14 protein-coding genes are annotated in these 16,877 nt (G+C 71.6%); 3 read left to right on the forward strand and 11 right to left on the reverse strand.

The features are described 5' to 3' along the window. Positions 1–10: 10 nt before the first annotated feature. The 3 genes from AB0N02_RS33655 to AB0N02_RS33665 all read right to left on the reverse strand — a co-directional run bounded on the left by AB0N02_RS33655 (position 11) and on the right by AB0N02_RS33665 (position 1,651). Positions 11–547 carry an ATP-binding protein gene (locus AB0N02_RS33655; RefSeq protein WP_363954699.1) on the reverse strand — a complete coding sequence of 179 codons (537 nt, stop codon included), beginning with the start codon at positions 545–547 and terminating at the stop codon, positions 11–13. A gap of 271 nt (positions 548–818) precedes the next feature. Further along, positions 819–1,103, reverse strand: coding sequence for a DUF4031 domain-containing protein (locus AB0N02_RS33660; RefSeq protein ID WP_363954702.1), 285 nt, complete (start codon positions 1,101–1,103; stop codon positions 819–821). Next, the gene (locus AB0N02_RS33665) at positions 1,100–1,651 is read right to left on the reverse strand and encodes a helix-turn-helix domain-containing protein (RefSeq protein ID WP_363954705.1); all 552 of its coding nucleotides are present in this window, start codon (positions 1,649–1,651) and stop codon (positions 1,100–1,102) included. The genes AB0N02_RS33660 and AB0N02_RS33665 overlap by 4 nt, the downstream gene beginning before the upstream one ends. A gap of 119 nt (positions 1,652–1,770) precedes the next feature. Between AB0N02_RS33665 and AB0N02_RS33670 the strand changes: the two genes are divergently transcribed. Further along, positions 1,771–3,348: an MDR family MFS transporter gene (locus AB0N02_RS33670; protein WP_363954708.1), complete on the forward strand. Its 1,578-nt coding sequence runs from the start codon at positions 1,771–1,773 to the stop codon at positions 3,346–3,348. A gap of 72 nt (positions 3,349–3,420) precedes the next feature. After that, positions 3,421–4,389: a GNAT family N-acetyltransferase gene (locus tag AB0N02_RS33675; RefSeq protein ID WP_363954711.1), complete on the forward strand. Its 969-nt coding sequence runs from the start codon at positions 3,421–3,423 to the stop codon at positions 4,387–4,389. 64 nt (positions 4,390–4,453) lie between these two features. On the opposite strand, the gene AB0N02_RS33680 is transcribed toward AB0N02_RS33675, so the two are convergent. Beyond that, positions 4,454–5,842, reverse strand: coding sequence for an MFS transporter (locus tag AB0N02_RS33680; protein ID WP_363954714.1), 1,389 nt, complete (start codon positions 5,840–5,842; stop codon positions 4,454–4,456). Positions 5,843–5,944: 102 nt separating this feature from the next. On the opposite strand from AB0N02_RS33680, the gene AB0N02_RS33685 reads away from it, so the two are divergent. Then, on the forward strand, positions 5,945–6,847 hold the full coding sequence (locus tag AB0N02_RS33685; protein WP_363954716.1) for a helix-turn-helix transcriptional regulator: 903 nt from the start codon (positions 5,945–5,947) through the stop codon (positions 6,845–6,847). Positions 6,848–6,866: 19 nt separating this feature from the next. Here the strand turns inward: AB0N02_RS33685 and AB0N02_RS33690 are convergent, their stop codons facing one another. The 7 genes from AB0N02_RS33690 to AB0N02_RS33720 all read right to left on the reverse strand — a co-directional run bounded on the left by AB0N02_RS33690 (position 6,867) and on the right by AB0N02_RS33720 (position 16,094). Next, positions 6,867–8,177 (reverse strand): AAA family ATPase, encoded by a 1,311-nt coding sequence (locus AB0N02_RS33690; protein WP_363954719.1) that lies wholly within the window; start codon positions 8,175–8,177, stop codon positions 6,867–6,869. After that, positions 8,168–9,637: a hypothetical protein gene (locus AB0N02_RS33695; protein WP_363954722.1), complete on the reverse strand. Its 1,470-nt coding sequence runs from the start codon at positions 9,635–9,637 to the stop codon at positions 8,168–8,170. The genes AB0N02_RS33690 and AB0N02_RS33695 overlap by 10 nt, the downstream gene beginning before the upstream one ends. Then, complete coding sequence (locus AB0N02_RS33700; RefSeq protein WP_363954725.1) at positions 9,634–10,734, reverse strand: hypothetical protein; 1,101 nt, start codon at positions 10,732–10,734, stop codon at positions 9,634–9,636. The genes AB0N02_RS33695 and AB0N02_RS33700 overlap by 4 nt, the downstream gene beginning before the upstream one ends. Then, positions 10,735–11,553 (reverse strand): hypothetical protein, encoded by an 819-nt coding sequence (locus AB0N02_RS33705; protein ID WP_363954728.1) that lies wholly within the window; start codon positions 11,551–11,553, stop codon positions 10,735–10,737. Between the two features lie 263 nt (positions 11,554–11,816). Then, the gene (gndA, locus tag AB0N02_RS33710) at positions 11,817–13,247 is read right to left on the reverse strand and encodes an NADP-dependent phosphogluconate dehydrogenase (protein WP_363954731.1); all 1,431 of its coding nucleotides are present in this window, start codon (positions 13,245–13,247) and stop codon (positions 11,817–11,819) included. Positions 13,248–13,408: 161 nt separating this feature from the next. Next, positions 13,409–14,200: a hypothetical protein gene (locus AB0N02_RS33715; protein ID WP_363954734.1), complete on the reverse strand. Its 792-nt coding sequence runs from the start codon at positions 14,198–14,200 to the stop codon at positions 13,409–13,411. 196 nt (positions 14,201–14,396) lie between these two features. Continuing rightward, a complete protein-coding gene (locus tag AB0N02_RS33720) occupies positions 14,397–16,094 on the reverse strand; it encodes a serine/threonine-protein kinase (RefSeq protein ID WP_363954737.1) in 1,698 nt (565 codons plus the stop codon). Positions 16,095–16,877 lie beyond the last annotated feature (783 nt).

Here is a 16,877-nt window from a genome sequence, read left to right on the forward strand (position 1 = left end):
CTCCGCCCGCTCACCTGACCCTGACGTGCTGGTCCACGCGCGCGTGGTCCCCCGTGTACAGGTCGTCCTCGAACGTCCCGCCGGAGTCCGGGTGCTCCGCGTGCCGTCCGTGCTCCTCGCTGAGCAGGAGCGACAGGCCCGGAGCGTCCTCGACGAAGCGCAGGGTCTTCTCCAGGCAGACGATCGAGCCCCGCTCGGGCCGGTTGACGAAGCGGATGTCGTCGGCCAGGGCCCTCATGATGAGCAGGCCCCGGCCGTGCTCGGACGTGGGAGAGGGGGAACGGGCCGCCGAGAAGTCGAAGCCGTTCCCCGTGTCCACCACCTTGATGACGCAACGGTCCCTGAGGAGCTCGGTGCTCACCATGTAGTCGTCACTCGGGGTCGCGTGCTGGATCACGTTGGAACACGCCTCCGAGAGCATGAGCAGGATGTCCTCGCGGATCTGCGGTTCAACCCCCAGCGCGCGGAGCGAGGCGTCCAGTAACTGCCTGATGACGGGAACGCTCGCGGCGTCACGCGGCAGGCGTAGCGCGATTGTGGCCTCCACAGTCCCTCCTTCGCAGTCGACCTCTGGCGACCTCTAGAGCCTTGCCCCACGGGGATCGTCCTAATCGAGGAAGACGGATCGCTTCTCGCTCTCCGCCCTCCCGGGGCTCCCCGTCCTCCGGCTTCTCACCCGCGCCCGCCGTCCCGTTCCCGTCCCCGTCGTCCGCGGTACGGCGCGCCGTACCGCGTCGCCGTACGGGCGGGCGCGGGAGAGGGGCGGAGCGCGGGTGATGGGTGGCTTTCGGCGGGCGGTCATGCCGTGGGGCCGTGAATCATGCGAGGGGTGCCGATTCAGGACGAACCTTGCGCCTGCGCAGACCCGAGGCGATCAGCCTGGCGAGGAGCTCGCGTGACGAGACCGCCTCGGCGCCCAGGGAGATCGCCCGCTCGTAGACGGTCTCCGGGACGTCGTAGTGGTCGCGGTCGAAGGCGCGGGAGGGCATGCCCAGCAGGGTGGCGAAGGCGTGCAGCTCCTCGACCGTGCTGTCGCTCACCAGGTGCGACCAGAGCAGGCCGCGGGGACCCGGCCAGTTCGGCGGGTCGATGAGGACGCTCATCGGCGCAGCAGGTCGAGCGCGACCTCCAGGGCGGCGGCCCTGCGCTCCTCGTCACTGATCGACTCGTCCCTGAAGACGAACCAGGAGGCGTGCAGGGCGAACAGGGACATCGAGTTCCTCAGCCGGGTGGCCGTCGAGTCGCCCGGCTCGATGAGGAAGGTGAGCACCTCGAACATCCGGTCGCGGGTCTTCTCCATCACCGGGTGGTTCTTCAGCGAGGTCTGGTTGCGCTCGAAGAAACGCATGACCTCGTGATGCCGGCCGCGGTGCAGGTCCTCGGAGTAGCGGCGGACCAGCTCGCGGCGCGTCTCCTCGGTGCGGGGCTGGGTCTTCGCCCAGTCGATCAGCTTCTCGACCTCGCGCAGCCGGTCCTCGGCCATGCTGGCGACGATCTCGTCCTTGCTCTTGAAGTGGTAGTAGAGGGCGGCCTTGGTCACGCCGAGTTCCTCCGCTATCTCACGGAGCGAGGTCGCCTCGTAGCCCTGTTCGACGAAAAATTTCAGGGCGATCTCCTGGATGCGGGTCCGGGTATCGGCGTTTTCCCTCATGGTTCCCTTTACGGCGAAATTAACTTGACGACCGGTAAGTAGGCGCCCTACATTTCCCATCATATCCGACACTTACCGGTCGGCAAGTAAGCAAGATCTTCATCTAGGGGGCAACAGAAGTGACGGAGACCGCGGCCTTGCCGGCGCGGCGGCGCGAGGTCATGGTGGTACTGCCAGGCCTGATGCTCGCGATGGTCCTGGCCATGCTCGACAACATGATCGTGGGAACGGCGATGCCCCGCATCGTCGGTGAGCTCGGGGGCCTGGCTCACCTTTCCTGGGTGGTGACGGCCTATGTGCTCGGCACCACCGTATCAACCCCCATCTGGGGAAAGATCGGCGACCTGTACGGCAGGAAGACCATCTTCCTCGCCTCAATTGTGATCTTCATGGTGGGGTCCGCGCTCTGCGGCATGGCCGGATCCGAGATGCTGGGCGGCCCCACCGACGGCATGGGCCAGCTCATCGCCTTCCGGGCGCTCCAGGGCCTCGGCGCGGGCGGCCTGATGGTCAACGCCATGGCGATCATCGGTGACCTCGTCCCGCCCCGCGAGCGCGGCCAGTACCAGGGCATCATGGCCGGTGTGATGTCGCTCGCGATGATCGCGGGGCCGTTCGTCGGCGGCTTCATCACCGACCACCTCGACTGGCGCTGGGCCTTCTACGTGAACCTGCCCATCGGGTTCGTCGCCCTGGCGCTGCTGGCGGCCAAGCTCAAGCTGCCCACGTACCGCACCGAGCACCGCATCGACTGGATCGGCGCGATCCTGCTGTCCGTCGGCATCACCGCGCTGGTCCTCATCACCACCTGGGGCGGCAACGACTACGACTGGGGCTCGCCGCAGATCCTCGGCCTGGCCGCGATCGCCGTGGTCAGCCTGGCGATCTTCATCCCGTTCGAGCGTCGCGCCGCCGAGCCGATCATGCCGCTCAACGTGTTCCGCAACCGGAACTTCACGCTGATCTCCCTGGTCGGCTTCCTGCTGGGCTTCGCGATGTTCGGCGCCATCAACTTCCTGCCGCTGTTCCAGCAGACGGTCCAGGGCGCCTCGGCCACCAACTCCGGCCTGCTCCTGCTGCCGATGATGGCCTCGGCCATGGTGATCTCGCTGTTCGTCGGCCGGGCCATCACCACGACCGGCAAGTACAAGCGGTACCCGGTCCTCGGCGGCGTGATCATGGCGATCGCCATGTGGCTGCTCTCCACGATGAACGTCGACACCCCCTCGTGGCAGACCGGCGTCTACATCGCGGTGCTCGGCCTGGGCATGGGCTTCCTGATGCAGACCACCATGCTGATCGCGCAGAACAGCGTGGAGCAGAAGGACCTGGGCGTCGCCAGCAGCGCCTCGACCTTCTTCCGGTCCATCGGAGGCTCGTTCGGCGTCTCGCTGTTCGGCGCGGTCTTCAACCACCAGCTCACCGCCAACCTGACGAGCAAGCTGGGGCCGGCCGCGGGCGAGAAGCTCGCCTCGGGCGGCGGCCAGTTCAACCCGGCCGCCCTGCACGAACTGCCCCCGGCCGTGCGGACCGGCTTCCTGGAGTCACTGGCGAACTCCATCGGCAGCGTGTTCTGGTGGGCCATCCTGTTCGCCGTCCTCGTGCCGATCTTCGCCGTCTTCATCAAGGAGATCCCGCTGCGCGGCGGCCCGGAGCAGGGCGCCGAGAGCGAGGCTCCGGTCCCGGTTCTCGACTGAGCAAGTCGCGGCCCGGACAGGAGCAAGTCGGGACCCAGTGAGAACCAAGTCGCCCTCCGCAGACTGGGCGGCATGGAAACGACCGAAGCAACCGCCACCGCCGCCGGGTACCTCACCCGGCGGCCCAGGGCCGAGGACGCCGCCGACATCCACGAGCTGATCTCCCTCTGCGACACGCAGGTGATCGGCAAGGCGGACATGACCTTCGACGACGTCGCCGACCAGCTGAACGAGCCCTCCTTCGACCGGGAGAGCGACGGCTGGGTCGTCCACGACGGGACGGGCCGCCTGGTCGCCTGGGCCTGGGCGTGCCGCAAGGGCGGTGGCGACAACGTCGACATCGACGTGGTGGTGCACCCCGGCGCGCCGGAGCTCACCGGCGCCCTGTGGGACACCGTGATCGAGCGGGCGGCCCGGATCGCCGCCGAACTCGGCCACGACAGGGCCGTGGTGGACATCGGCCTCTACCGGGAGGACAGCGGCAAGCGCGCCATCGCCTCCGCCCGGGGGTTCGCCGCGGCGACGAGCTTCATCCGCATGCTCGTCGACCACGGCCCCTCGGTCCCCGAGCCCGCCTGCCCGCCCGGGGTGACGATCCACCACGGGACGACCGAGCAGGTGCGGCGCGAGGGCCACGCCGTACAGCAGGCCGGTTTCGCCGAGCACTTCGGGTTCACCCCGAAGGACTACGACGAGTGGTACGCCGACCTGGACTCCTCGGCCAGCACCGACTGGGCGCAGCTCGCGGTCGCGCGGGTCGACGGCGAGCCCGCGGCGATGCTGCTGGGCACCGACGCCTTCGCCGGGGACGAGAACTCCGGCTACGTGCGCCAGCTCGCCGTACTGCCGGCCTTCAGGGGACGCGGGCTCGGCCGTCTCATGCTGCGCAAGGCGTTCGCCGCCGACGCCCGGCGCGGCCGGGTCGGCACCTACCTCCACGTGGACGCCAACAACAGCACGCCCGCGCTGGACCTGTACCTGTCGGTCGGCATGCGGCAGGTGCTGGCCATCGACGTCTGGCGCAGGACCGTGACCGTCTGATCCCCCGCGTGCCACGACCCCGGAGCCGCTCTCCCGGCCGGGACGTCCCCGGCAGGGAAAGGCGTCACCGCCGCAGCAGCGGCAGCGCGCAGAGCGCGGCGGCCAGGGCCGCGACGGCCGGTGCCACCCCGACGCCCGCCATCGGCCACCCGCTCAGGTACAGCGTGCCGATCGTGGCCACGCCCACGACCTGGCCGAGCTGGGTCACCATGACGAACAGGCCGCTGGTGTCCGGGGCGTCCTGCGGTGACACGTGGGTCAGCGCGATCGACAGCAGCGGGCTGAACGCCCCGCCGAGACCGAGCCCGGCCACGGCCTGCGCGATCGCCATGAACGGCTGGCCGTGGCCGCCGCCGCTCAGCGACGCGGCCAGACCCAGGTAGCCCAGCGCGGCCACCCCCAGGGAGACGACGACCATGTGACGCCACAGCCGCTGCGGAACCCGCCGCCAGTTGAGGCTGGCCGCGGCGAACGCCGCCGCGGCGGGCACGAACGTCAGACCGGCCCGCAGCGGGCTGTCGCCCAAGGCGCCCTGCAGGTGCTGGGCCAGGCTGAACAGGAACCCGCCGTAGGCCGCCATCATCCCGAAGACCGCCAGCGCCGCGGGCAGCACGCCGGAGGCCCGGAGCACCCGCGCCGGCACCAGGGGCGCGGCTGCCCGCCGCTCCACCAGCACGAAGACCCCGGTGAGCGCCACGCTCGCGCCCATCGAGACCCACCCCCACAGCGGCCAGTCCTGCTCGTGACCCAGCACCAGCGGCACCACCAGCAGGCTGACCGCCAGCGAGAGCGTGACCAGGCCGGGCAGGTCCAGGGGACGGTGGCGCGGCGGCCCGCCCGCGGGCAGCAGCCGTGCGCCCGCGGCGAGCAGGGCGAGCCCGATCGGCACGTTCACCAGGAACACCGGGCGCCACGTCGTGCCGAACAGGTCGGCGGAGACCAGCACGCCGCCCAGCACCTGACCGGCCACGGCGGCCCCCGAGATCACCGCGGCGTAGAGGCTGAGCGCGCGGGCCCGCGACGCGCCCTCGAAGTTCGTCTGGATCATGTTCAGCACCTGGGGCACCATCAGGGCGGCTCCCGCGCCCTGAAGCAGCCGGAAGGCGATGAGCTGGCCGGCGGTGACGGCCAGGCCGCAGGCGAGGGAGGCTCCGGTGAAGCCGGCCAGGCCGTACAGGAACAGCCGGCGCGCGCCGTAGCGGCCGCCCAGGCGGGCCCCGGCGACCAGCAGCATCGCGTAGGCGACGGTGTAACCGGAGATGATCATCTGGAGTCCCGAGCCGGACGTGCCCAGGCCGGAACGGATCACAGGAGAGGCGACGTTGACGATGGAGACGTCCAGGATCGCCATGAACTGCCCGGTCAGGATCACCGTGAGCAGCCAGGGGACGCGGGGCGGGGCCGACGGCACCGCCGAGGTCGCTGAAGTCTCTGTGGTGGATAGCGCGGTCATGGGGACGACTGTGGGGCGCCCGCGGTACCGGTAACGAGAGCCTGCCCATCCTGGTACCGGCAGTACCTGGCAGACGCCTCCCCCGTCGGCCAGCATGGGAGGGTGACCGTGATCCAGCCGACCCGGCCGACCCGGCCGACCCAGCCGACCCAGCCTCGTGCCCGCCGGGACGAGCTCGCCGCCTTCCTGCGCAGCCGCCGCGACCGCATCACCCCGGACGCCGTCGGCCTGCCACCGGGGCTGCGGCGCCGTACCCCGGGACTGCGGCGCGAGGAGGTCGCCATGCTCGCCGGGGTCGGCGTCACCTGGTACACCTGGCTCGAACAGGGGCGCCCGATCAACGCCAGCGTGCAGGTGCTCGACGCGATCTCCCGCACGCTCTGCCTGGACCACGCCGAGCGCGCGCACCTCTACCGGCTCGCCGACGTGCCGACCGTGCCCGAGCCCGACGGGTGCGGCGGCCTGGAACCCGAGACCCAGTCCATCCTCGACCACCTGGACCCGCTGCCGGCCGCGGTCTACAACGGCCGCTACGACCTGCTGGCCTGGAACCGGACGTACGGCGCGCTGTTCCCCGGCATGACCTCGGCGCCTCCCCCGACCCGCAACGCGCTCTGGCAGCTCTTCGTCGCCGAGAACTGCTGCAACCCGGTGGTCAACCGGGAGGAGGAGCTGCCGCAGATGGTCGCCACCCTGCGGGCGGGCTTCGGGCGGCACGTCGGCGAGCCCGCCTGGACCGACTTCGTCCGTGCGCTGTCGGCCGCCAGCCCGGACTTCGCGCGCATGTGGGCCACCCACGACGTGGCCAGGCCGGGCAGCCGGATGAAGATATTCCAGCACTCGGCGGTCGGGCAGGTGCGCACGATCTCCGCGAGTATGACGCTGGCCTCGCCCCCGGAGACGCGGATGGCCGTCTACACGCCGCTCGACGACGACAGCCGCGAGCGCATCGCCTGGATCAGGGCGCACCCGGAGGTCCCGGCGGTGCCCGACCACACCCACTGACCCCCGTGCCGGGCGGCCGTCAGTGGGCGGGCACCCGGTGCTTGGACAGGTGGGCCAGCACGGCCTGGTTGGCCTCCCAGCCGTCGGGGAACTTCACCGGCACCCCCAGCTGCACCGGCTCGGCCGAGGGGTGGGCGTCCAGCAGCTCGGGAATGCCCGCCCTGGCGACCACCACGCAGGCGTGCCGGTGCCGCGAGGCCAGCACGCACAGCCGTCCCGACTCCAGATGGAAGGCGGTGGCGTCGCGCCGCCCCGACAGCGGGTGGAGCACGATCGTCACGTCGTACTCCCGCCCCTGGAGCCGGTTGGCGGTGTCCACCGTGATCTCCTCGGGCAGCCCGGCGGCCCGGATCGCGGCGACCTGGTCGCGGTGCGCGGCGCCGACGGCGATCCGGTCGGCCGTCACCCGGTGGCTGCCGCGCTCGGAGTGCGCGACCGGGGCCCGCTGCAGAAGACGCAGCGCCAGCACCGCCGTCGCCTGCACGGCCTCGGCGTCCGTCCGCACGGTGTGGCGGCTCGGCAGCTCGTACAGCGCCCAGCCGGACGCGGCCGCCTCCTCCAGCGCCCGGTCGTAGGAGGTCCGCATGCCGTTCACGGTCAGCTCCAGCGCCCGGTCGCCCTGCCCCGTCCCGGCCCGGAAACCGGTGAACGGGTAGAACGCCTCGGAGACCACCGGCGCCGCCGAGGCGGGCAGCCGCCACGACACCGGCAGCCGGTGCACCGGCAGGTCGGGATTGTGCCGCAGCAGCACCGAGACCGCGCTCTGCACCGGATCCCACGACAGGCCCGCCCAGCGCTCGCCGTCCACGATCGAGAACGGGTCGAGCTGGCCGGGATCGCCCACGAACAGCGCCCGCTCGAACAGCGAGGCGATGCGCAGCAGCTTGTCGGAGCGCATCTGGTACGCCTCGTCCACGATCGCCCACGGCCAGGTCCGGTCGCCGATCCAGGCCCACTTGTCGGCGGTGGCGATCACCACCGCCGGGTCGCCCAGATCGGGCAGCTTGCCCGCGACCGAGACGTTGGAGTGGGCCAGGACGCGGCCGGGCGTGACGTAGCCGCTCGCCGACAGCCGGCCGATCGTGAGATCGGGGTGCTCGGCCGCCATCCGGTCGACCAGGTCGTCGACCTGCTCGTTGGTCTGCGCGACGATCATCAGCGGCTCGCCCGTCTCGGCGATGTGCCCGGCGGCCTTCACCACCAGGGTGGACTTGCCGGCCCCCGGCGGGGAGTCCACGACCACGCCCCGGTGCCGGGGGAGGTCGGCCAGCACCGCGTCGACGACGGCGCCGGCCTCCTGCTGCGGCGTCCGAGCAGCGCTCACGACCATTCCTCCTGCGCGTCGTCGTCGCTGGGCACGTACTCCTGCGGCGGGCCGCCGTGGGTCCACGGCGTCCGCTCGGGGTCGGGAAGCGCCGCCGAGGACTGGAAGTCGTCGGTCAGCGAGGTGTAGGTGACCCGCTCGCCGGGCTCGGGCACCGAACCCGGCAGCGGGACCTTGCTCCGCCCCATCCCCTTGGTGATCTTCAAGGTGATCTCGCCGTCCGCGATCTCGACGATCTCGGCGGCGTGCCCGCGCCGGTCGGGGCTGCCGACCGCGGTGCCGGGCGCCAGCCGTACCGGGTCGTCGGTGCTGACCGTGATCAGCGGCCGCAGCTTGCGCGAGCGGCCCTCTCCCTCGATGTGCTCCGGGTCGGCGGCCGTGACCGTCCCGGCGAACGCCTCACCGGTCAGCCGGTACTCGGCCATGACCAGCGGATCGTCGTAGGCCCGCTGCACGTCGTAGCTCGCCCGCGCCCGCTCCAGCCCCGCCAGCCGCGCGGCGGCGCCGACCGCGCCGTCCCTGCGCGCCTGCGGCGGGGCACCCTCGGCGACCCGCTCGACGAACCGGGTGAACGACCCCCGGTCGGTCTCCCAGCGATCCCTCACCCGCGAGCCCTCCGGCAGCGCGCGCAGCAGATCGGCCGCCCGCCACATCAGCCGCCAGGTCGGTTCGAGCTGGGTGCGCAGCGCCTGGGCGACGCGCTCGACGGCGCGTTCGGTCGGGGCCTCCTCGTAGGCGCGGATGGCGGGCCCGAGCACCTCGTTGTCGAAGCCCGGGTCGGTCGCGGGCCCGGCGGGCGGCCACAGCAGCGGATCCTCGGCGTCCTGGGCGGCCCGGGAACCCGTCGTCCCCGCGGGCGGATCGATCCAGCCGAGCAGCGCCGCGAGGTTGGCGTCCTCCAGATCGCTCTGCCCGGTCGCCCAGTGCGCGCCCAGCGCCTCGGTCGCGGCCAGCAGCAGGGCGGAACCCGGCTGCTGCCACCGGTCGGCGAAGTAGGTCAGCCACCGGCCCAGCAGCGGCACCGACGGATGCACCGGGTAGGGCCCGTCACTCCTGCGGAAGCGGGTGGAGCGGCCCAGCATCCCGGCGAAGGCCACCGCCTGCCGGTTCGGCACCAGGATCTGCGGGGCGTCCAGGCACCGTTCGTACGGCTCGCCGCCCTTCCTCTCCACGATCTCCGTGGTCTTGCCGAACCCCTCGATGTACGGCAGGACCACCTCGGCCAGCTCCGCGGCGAAGGCGAAACGCAGGTCCCGGTTGCGCGGCTGCGGCACCACGAGCAGCCGGGGGTGGCCGGGATCGGTGCCCACCATGGCCCCCAGCGGGGCGGCGGCCTCACCGGCGAGCCTGAGCGGGACGAACACCAGCGGGTTCGGGGCGAGGTGGCAGTGCCGGACCGTGGTGATCGGCTGCGCCACCCCGTCCCTGATGGCGCGCAGCCGCGCCAGCGCCGTCAGCGCGCTCAACGCAGGCACTCCTCGCGCAGCCGGTCGGCCATGCGGAGCAGGTGGGCGATCTCCTCCTGCCCCTCGGCGGGCTCCAGCGTGCCCTCGGCCAGGCCGAGGGCCTCGGCCATGCCGGAGACGCCGCCCAGCTCGTCGCGGACCTGCCGGCCGAGCAGGTCGGTCGAACCGTGCTCCCTGGCCTCGTCGCGGCAGAACATGCACATGTCGCAGGCGGACAGGCAGTCGGGCGCGTAACGGGCGGGCACCTGGCACAGCGCCTCGGCCAGCTCCCGCGCCGAGCGGGTGGGAACGCCGTCCTGGCCGGGGGCCAGGTCGAAGGTGAGCCCCTCGGGCAGCCCCTCCAGCAGCCGGTCGACGCGGGTCATCCTGGCGAGCTGCCGCCTGAGCACCGCCAGCTGCTTGCGCACGTCGACCAGCGTCGCGGTGGGCCGGTTGGCGAAGTTCTCCGGGCAGACCAGCACCACGTCGTGGGAGACGCGCTCGGGATCGTGCCCCAGGCAGGCCAGCAGCTCACGCAGCGCCAGCACGTAGACCGCGGCCTGCCGGGCCGCCGCCGCGACCTTCTGCGGCTCGGCCTGCCCGTCGATGACGCCGAACGACTTGATCTCCACGACGTGGAAGCGCTCTCCCAGCTGGAAGGCCACCACGTCCGGCTCCAGGTAGGAGGTGTGCCCGGCGATCTCCAGGCTGAGCAGCGGGTGGTCGTAGAAGACCGCCGCCTCCGCGCCCTCGCGCGCCGCCCGGTCGATCAACGCCCGGGTGTGCGAGTGGCGCAGGTGGGCGCCGACGCTCTCCACGTCCTGGTAGCCGACCTGGGCGACGGGCAGTCCGAGCAGCTCGCGCAGCAGCCGCAGCAGCTCGGCGCAGCCGTTCTCCTTCACCAGGCCCTCGAACACGTTTCCCCGGGTGATCGCGAACTGTGACTGGCCGAAGGGGGCGGGGAAGCCCAGGTACCTGGCCGTACGGTCCTTGTCCACTCCCGCGGCGTCCAGCAGTGCCCTGCGGGCGCAGCCCGGGTTGGCGGCCAGCGCGGCGATGGCGCGGGCGTCGTGCGGGTGCGACGGCACCGGGCCGCGCAGCTCGTCCAGCCTGTTCACCTAACAGGCCCCCCTCATGGTGCTCATCCTCACACTGCTCGTCACAGTGCTCATCACAGTGCTCATCGCGGCGGCGCCGAACAGGCGCTCCACGTCCGACAGTTGCCCGGCCGCCCGCGCCGCCACCTCGGCCCGCTGCGCGGCGTCCGCGGCGAGGTGCACCTCCAGCTCGGCGCCGGCCGCCCGGATCGCGGTCTCCGGATCGGCGGGGACGAGACCCTCGACGGCGCCGGGAATGTTGTGCGCCATCCGCGACAGCAGCCGCAGCGCCCCGGCCGAGGGCTCGGCGAGGCGGGTCAGGTGCTCGGCGACCCGCATGGTCGACAGGAGGAAGTCGACGCGCGGGCTCAGCGGTCCGAGCACCCGGCGCTCCGGCTCCCAGGTGCTGTCGGCCAGCAGCCCCCTGGCGGGCGAGAGCCGGTCGGTCAGCGCGGCGCACAGGTAGTACGGCCGTGCGTAGGGGGCGCTGCGGAAGGAGCGCTCCTCGTCCCTGCGCAGGCTGGTGAGCTGGGGACCGCGCAGCGCGCGGGAGAAGAACGCCTCGTTCACCGCCACGACCAGCTTGGCCGCGGCGGGCACGCCCAGCAGGGCCAGCGCCTGGTGCACCTGCTCCCTGATGGGCAGCAGCGAGGTCTCCGGCTCCTGGAGCGGCCGCGAGGGCTCCTCGGCGGTGATCGCCTCGTCCCAGGCCTGCTCGGCCCGGCGGAGATCCCCGCGCAGCGACCGGGCCAGCGAGTTCTCCCTCGCCGAAACCGCCCGCCGCACCTCGGCGCGGAGCTCGGCTATTCGCCGCTCCAGCGCGTCCAGTGATTCACTCACGGCCCGGAGCGTAACAGGAGTTCCACCAGTCTCCCGTGTATTCCAGCCAATTCCAGCATTTGGGCGTGGCGCGTGTCGCGTTGGCGCCACGCCCGAGGGGATACCGGCCGTAATCCGCACCCGCGGCGCGCGGGCACCGGGAAAAGGGCGTGCGGACACCGTGCCCACCCGTGCCCACCCATGCCCACCGTGCCCACCCGTGCCCGCCCGTGCCCGCTGTGCCCGCCCTGCCCGCCGGGGAGGCGTCCCCGGCGGGCCGGATCTCAGGCTCGGATCTCCGAACGGTCACCGGACCACAGGGTGTGGAAGTTCCCCTCCCGGTCCGTCCGCTGGTAGGTGTGCGCTCCGAAGAAGTCCCGCTGACCCTGGATCAGGGCGGCGGGCAGGCGCTCGGCCCGCAGGGAGTCGTAGTAGGCCAGCGCGGTCGAGAAGCCCGGTGCCGGGATGCCCAGCAGGGCCGCCTTCGCCACCACCCGCCGCCACGAATCCTGCGCCAGGCCCAGGGCCTCGGCGAACAGTGGAGCGGTCAGCAGGGTCACCGGCGGGGTCTCCGCCTCGTAGGCCTCGCGGATGCGGTCGAGGAAGACCGCCCGGATGATGCAGCCGCCCCGCCAGATGGTGGCCAGCGCGCCCGGATTCACGTCCCAGCCGTACTCGGCGCTCCCCGCCCGGATCTGGTCGAACCCCTGCGCGTAGGCGATGATCTTCGACGCGTACAGCGCCCGCCGTACGTCCTCGACGAAGCCTTCGTCGACCGACCCCGCCTGCACACCCGTGGGGCCCGGCAGGCCGCGGGCGGCCTCACGCAGGTCCACGTGCCCGGAGACCGAACGGGCGAACACGGCCTCGGCGATGCCGCTCACCGGGACGCCCAGGTCCAGCGCGATCTGCACCGTCCACCGTCCCGTCCCCTTCTGCTCGGCCCGGTCGGCGATCACGTCGACCAGAGGCTTACCGGTCGCGGCGTCCACCTGCCGGAGCACCTCGGCGGTGATCTCGATGAGGTAGGAGGACAGCTCGCCGCGGTTCCACTCGTCGAAGATGTCGGCGAGCTGCGCGGGAGCCAGCCCGAGCCCCTGCCGGAGCAGGTCGTAGGCCTCGGCGATGAGCTGCATGTCGGCGTATTCGATGCCGTTGTGCACCATCTTGACGAAGTGCCCGGCCCCGTCGGGACCGATGTGCGTACAGCAGGGCACGCCGTCGACCTTCGCGGAGATGTCCTCCAGCAGCGGGCCCAGCGCCTCGTAGGACTCCTTGGAACCGCCGGGCATGATGCTCGGCCCGAGCAGTGCCCCCTCCTCACCGCCGGAGACACCGGTGCCGACGAAGTGGATGCCCCGCTCCCGCAGCGCGGCCTCCCGCCTGCGGGTGTCGAGGAAGTGCGCGTTCCCGCCGTCCACGAGCATGTCGCCCGGTTCGAGCAGCGGGGCGAACTCCTCGATCACCGCGTCGGTCGGCGCTCCGGCCTTCACCATGACGATGATCCGGCGAGGACGCTCCAGCGCCGCCACGAGCTCCTGCGGAGTCTCACACGCGGTGAAGTCCCCCTCGTGCCCGTGCTCCTCGATCAACGCCTTGGTCCGGGCCTGCGACCTGTTGTGCACGGCCACCGCGTGCCCGTGTCTGGCGAGGTTGCGGGCCAGGTTGGCCCCCATCACCGCCAGACCCGTCACACCTATTTTCGCCTTGGTCATGTTGTGACACCCCCTATGTGTTCAAGGATGTCAGTCTGCCCTGCCTGGCTGGACGGACGCCCGGCGAGGTCCGCACGGGACACGTCCCCGCTTCACAAGGAACACACCCGGGGCGGTCCTTGGGCCGGGGACTCGGCGCGGAGAGAGGATCCGGGGCCGGCCTAGTCTTCGAGCTTGGTGGTCACCTTGTTCGCGGGGGGAGCCTTGATCGAGACCTTGGTACCCCAGCCGGTGAAACGGGTGTCGACGGTGAGCGTCTTGCCCGCCCAGCCGGAACTGTCGAATATGCCGGTGACCGGGTAGGAGGTGGTCAGACGCTGAGGGAGCCCGCCGCGGTTCACGGTGAGCTTGAAGGTCACCACGGTCTTGTCGCTCGACCGGAGCGGCAGGGTGGCGCGGAACCAGGGGGAGACCTTGGCGAGTTTGCCGAAGGTGGTGGTGCCGGAATAGCCGCCGCCCGCCCGCTTGGCCCCCTTGAGCAGAGACGCGAGGGTCGCCGGCTCGGCGACGTTCACGAGCTGGCCGAACCAGCCGCTGGCACCGCCGGTCATGCCGTCCGGATCCTTGTACCAGGACTTGCCCTTCGGCATGTCCTCACGGTAGGAGCCGCCCGAGGCGTAACTCGTGGTGCCGATCCGGATCGTCCGTGAGGGGGCGAACACACCGGTCGGGTCCGGAGCACTCGGGTCATCGGACTCCTCGGCGGTCTTCGAGCTGATGTCCGAGGCGACGATCCCGGTCTTGCCGAACTGGAAGGAGCCGGTCCGCCGGATATAGGGCTCGCTGTTGTCCTCCCAGGTCACGGTGCTCTGTTCGGTGAACTTCACGCCCTTGCCCGCGACGAACTGGCCTCTCAACGCCTTGACCGGATCCGCGGGAGCGGCCTGGGCGGGGAGCGCGGTGGTGAGCGTCACAGCCGCTGCCGCCGACATACCGGCGATTACTCGCTTCATAGGGATTCCTTCGTAGCCCGACACGGGGGAGAAGATCCTGCCGGACCTTGATCACGAACACGTCTCGTCCCGCTCGGGCCGTCCCGCGTCCGCGCCCCGCACGCCGGTCTGCGAGGCCCATCCCTTCCGCGCCGGTGACTCCCACCTGCGCCGACGCGGCGTACGGGCAGGCGTTCCGGCGGTCCGGGGAGGGCCTCTAGGAGTGGAAGAACGTTCCCGTACGCTCGCCGCCCTCCACGCCCCCGAGACAGCGGTAGGTCCGCGACCCCGCGGTGAACTCCGCCCTGGAGGGCGGCAGGACCGTGGTCTGCCACCTGTCCGCGGCGATTTTGAGGGCGCCGCCGCGCCGGGAGGCCAGCATGACCGACGCCGCGCACGTCTTCTTCACCACAGGGTTCTTCTCCACGACCGCCATGTCATGGGTGAGGCCGTCCGGCAGCGTGGCGACCGCGAACGTCTCCCAGAAATGCGGCTGCCCGCACTCGACGGACCGGGCCGTCGCGTCGCCCGCGTTCACGACCAGACCGCCCCAGCACTCGGCCTTCTTCGCGCACGAGGCCCCGGCGACCTGCGCCGCCGGGCAGCCGGAGGTGACCGTGGAGCCCTCCACGGCGGGGCCCGGCACCCCCGGCGCGGCTGCCGCCTTGGTCGCCGTCCCCGCCACACCGGGCTGCGGGCCGAGGGCGGACGAACCCTGACCGAGGCTCTCCATGACCATCAGCCCGATCCCCGCCAGCAGCAGGATCGCGAAGGCCACGGCGACTGCGACGAACACCCGGGTACTCGTCGCGCCGGAGTGCGGTGGCGGCGGGGGCAGAGTCGCGGGCGACTGGGTGTTCCCGAGCCCCTTCAGTCCCGGCGAGGTCAGGTGCGCGCGCACCGGTTCCCTGGCCGCCGGGTGGGCGGGTGGCACACCGTACGGCGAGGGCGCGCCGGAGAAAGGCGCGGGAGCGGAGGCGAAGGGCGGCGCACCGGGGTCGGCGGGAACGACGGCGGGTGGTGAGGGGCGGAAGGCCGGGGGAGGGGACGGCACAGGACGCGGGGGAATCGGCGTGGTACCCCGGACGTCCCGCTCCAGGTGCAGATCGGTGAGGGCGTCGCGCAGGGCGGCGACCGAGGGGGTACGCCGCGCGGGGTCGCTGTCCATGGCGTGACGGAGCACCGCGGTCAGCTCCGCGGGCACGCCCGGTATCTCCGGGATCGGCAGCCGGTGCAGGGCCATGATGACGGCGATGTTGACCACCCCGCTCTCCGGGAACCGCGGCGGGCGGCCCGACAGCAGCGCGTAGAGCGTGGCGGCCAGTGAGTAGACGTCTCCCGCCGCGGCGGGCTCGCTCAGGTCGAACGCCTCAGGGGGCGCGTAGGCGGGGGTGAGCGACTCACGGGTCACCGAGGCCTCGCCGCCCGACGACGGCATGGTGGCCAGGCCGAAGTCGGAGAGCACCACGTTGCCGTACCGGTTGATCAGGATGTTGGCCGGCTTGATGTCGCGGTGCAGGACCCCCGCGGCGTGGGCCGCCGCCAGCGCGTCCGCGATGCGGATGCCGATGTCGGCGACCTCGGCGGGCGGCAGGCACCCCTCGGTGCGGATCCGGTCCAGCAGCGACCCGCCGGGGCACAGCTCCAGCACCATGTACGGCCTGCCGTCGGCCAGCACCCCGGCATCGTAGACGTGGGCGACGTGCGGATGCCCGGAGAGCGCCCCCGCCGAGGTGACCTCCCGCATGAAACGGCGCCGGTCCCGTTCGGAGAGCAGCACCCGGTTGTCCACCTTGAGCGCGACCTCGCGGTCGACCGCCAGCTGCCTGGCCCGGTAGACGATCCCGAAACCGCCCTGGCCGAGCACGCCGGACACCTCGTAGCCCGGTACCGACAAGGCGCCCGCTTCGGCCATCTGCCACCTCCTGACGACGACGGGCAGATTACCGGAGTTTCGCGTTCGTCCCGGTTGTACGGCTTCTTGACGGTTCTTCGCCATAGAGGCGCCGGCCACGGGTCTGACGGCCCGCAGGGCACGAGATCGGCAGGGAGCACCTCATCGGCAGGGAGCACCTCCCGCCGGGCGCCGGCGGAGCGCGGTCGTGTCCCGCGATCCTGTCCCGCGGTCACGTCCCACGGCCGCGCCCCCGGCGTTGACAGCCTTCGGTGGCCACAGCGCCAGGCCTTTGCCGACGACGCCCGCTTTCCCCGCCGTCTTCCCTGTCATCCGTCTCGGTTTCCCGCCCGTTCTCCTGTCCGGCATCCGGGGAGTCCCCTTCGATCCGGTTGCCCCGCCGTACGGTGTGCCCGTACTCCTCCGCGGACCACCTGGAAACATGATCGGTATTCCCCTTCGTCCCGTTCGCCCGCCGTTCCGGACGCCTTCTCATGGGGGCCGGTCCTCGATTTGACGATGGAGGGGGAGGTCCATAAAGTTCACCAGGCCTGGAGGAGCCGGTGACATCGCCGAGCACCCCGGGAACCCCTCTGATCAACTCTCCTGGCTGAGACCTGTGTGTCGAGGCCGCGTTCGATTCGACGTGGATCGAATGTCAGAGTAAATTGGAAGGGTTGCTCCGGAGACGGGGCGGTCTGAATTCCATTCAGGCAAGCAAGATCGAATCAAATGGATCCGAACGGATCGGTTTGACACGAAAAAGCGGGCCTGAAAGAATAAAGACACAACGGAACGAACGAA

This window comes from Streptosporangium sp. NPDC051022, assembly GCF_040683035.1.
Lineage (GTDB): Bacteria > Actinomycetota > Actinomycetes > Streptosporangiales > Streptosporangiaceae > Streptosporangium.

Excerpts from the sequence above, each read along its gene's own strand:
- AB0N02_RS33660 (WP_363954702.1), bottom strand. The coding sequence starts at position 1,103 with ATGAGCGTCCTCATCGACCCGCCGAACTGGCCGGGTCCCCGCGGCCTG.
- AB0N02_RS33665 (WP_363954705.1), bottom strand. The coding sequence starts at position 1,651 with ATGAGGGAAAACGCCGATACCCGGACCCGCATCCAGGAGATCGCCCTG.
- AB0N02_RS33675 (WP_363954711.1), top strand. The coding sequence starts at position 3,421 with ATGGAAACGACCGAAGCAACCGCCACCGCCGCCGGGTACCTCACCCGG.
- AB0N02_RS33680 (WP_363954714.1), bottom strand. The coding sequence starts at position 5,842 with ATGACCGCGCTATCCACCACAGAGACTTCAGCGACCTCGGCGGTGCCG.
- AB0N02_RS33690 (WP_363954719.1), bottom strand. The coding sequence starts at position 8,177 with ATGGTCGTGAGCGCTGCTCGGACGCCGCAGCAGGAGGCCGGCGCCGTC.
- gndA (WP_363954731.1), bottom strand. The coding sequence starts at position 13,247 with ATGACCAAGGCGAAAATAGGTGTGACGGGTCTGGCGGTGATGGGGGCC.
- AB0N02_RS33715 (WP_363954734.1), bottom strand. The coding sequence starts at position 14,200 with ATGAAGCGAGTAATCGCCGGTATGTCGGCGGCAGCGGCTGTGACGCTC.
- AB0N02_RS33720 (WP_363954737.1), bottom strand. The coding sequence starts at position 16,094 with ATGGCCGAAGCGGGCGCCTTGTCGGTACCGGGCTACGAGGTGTCCGGC.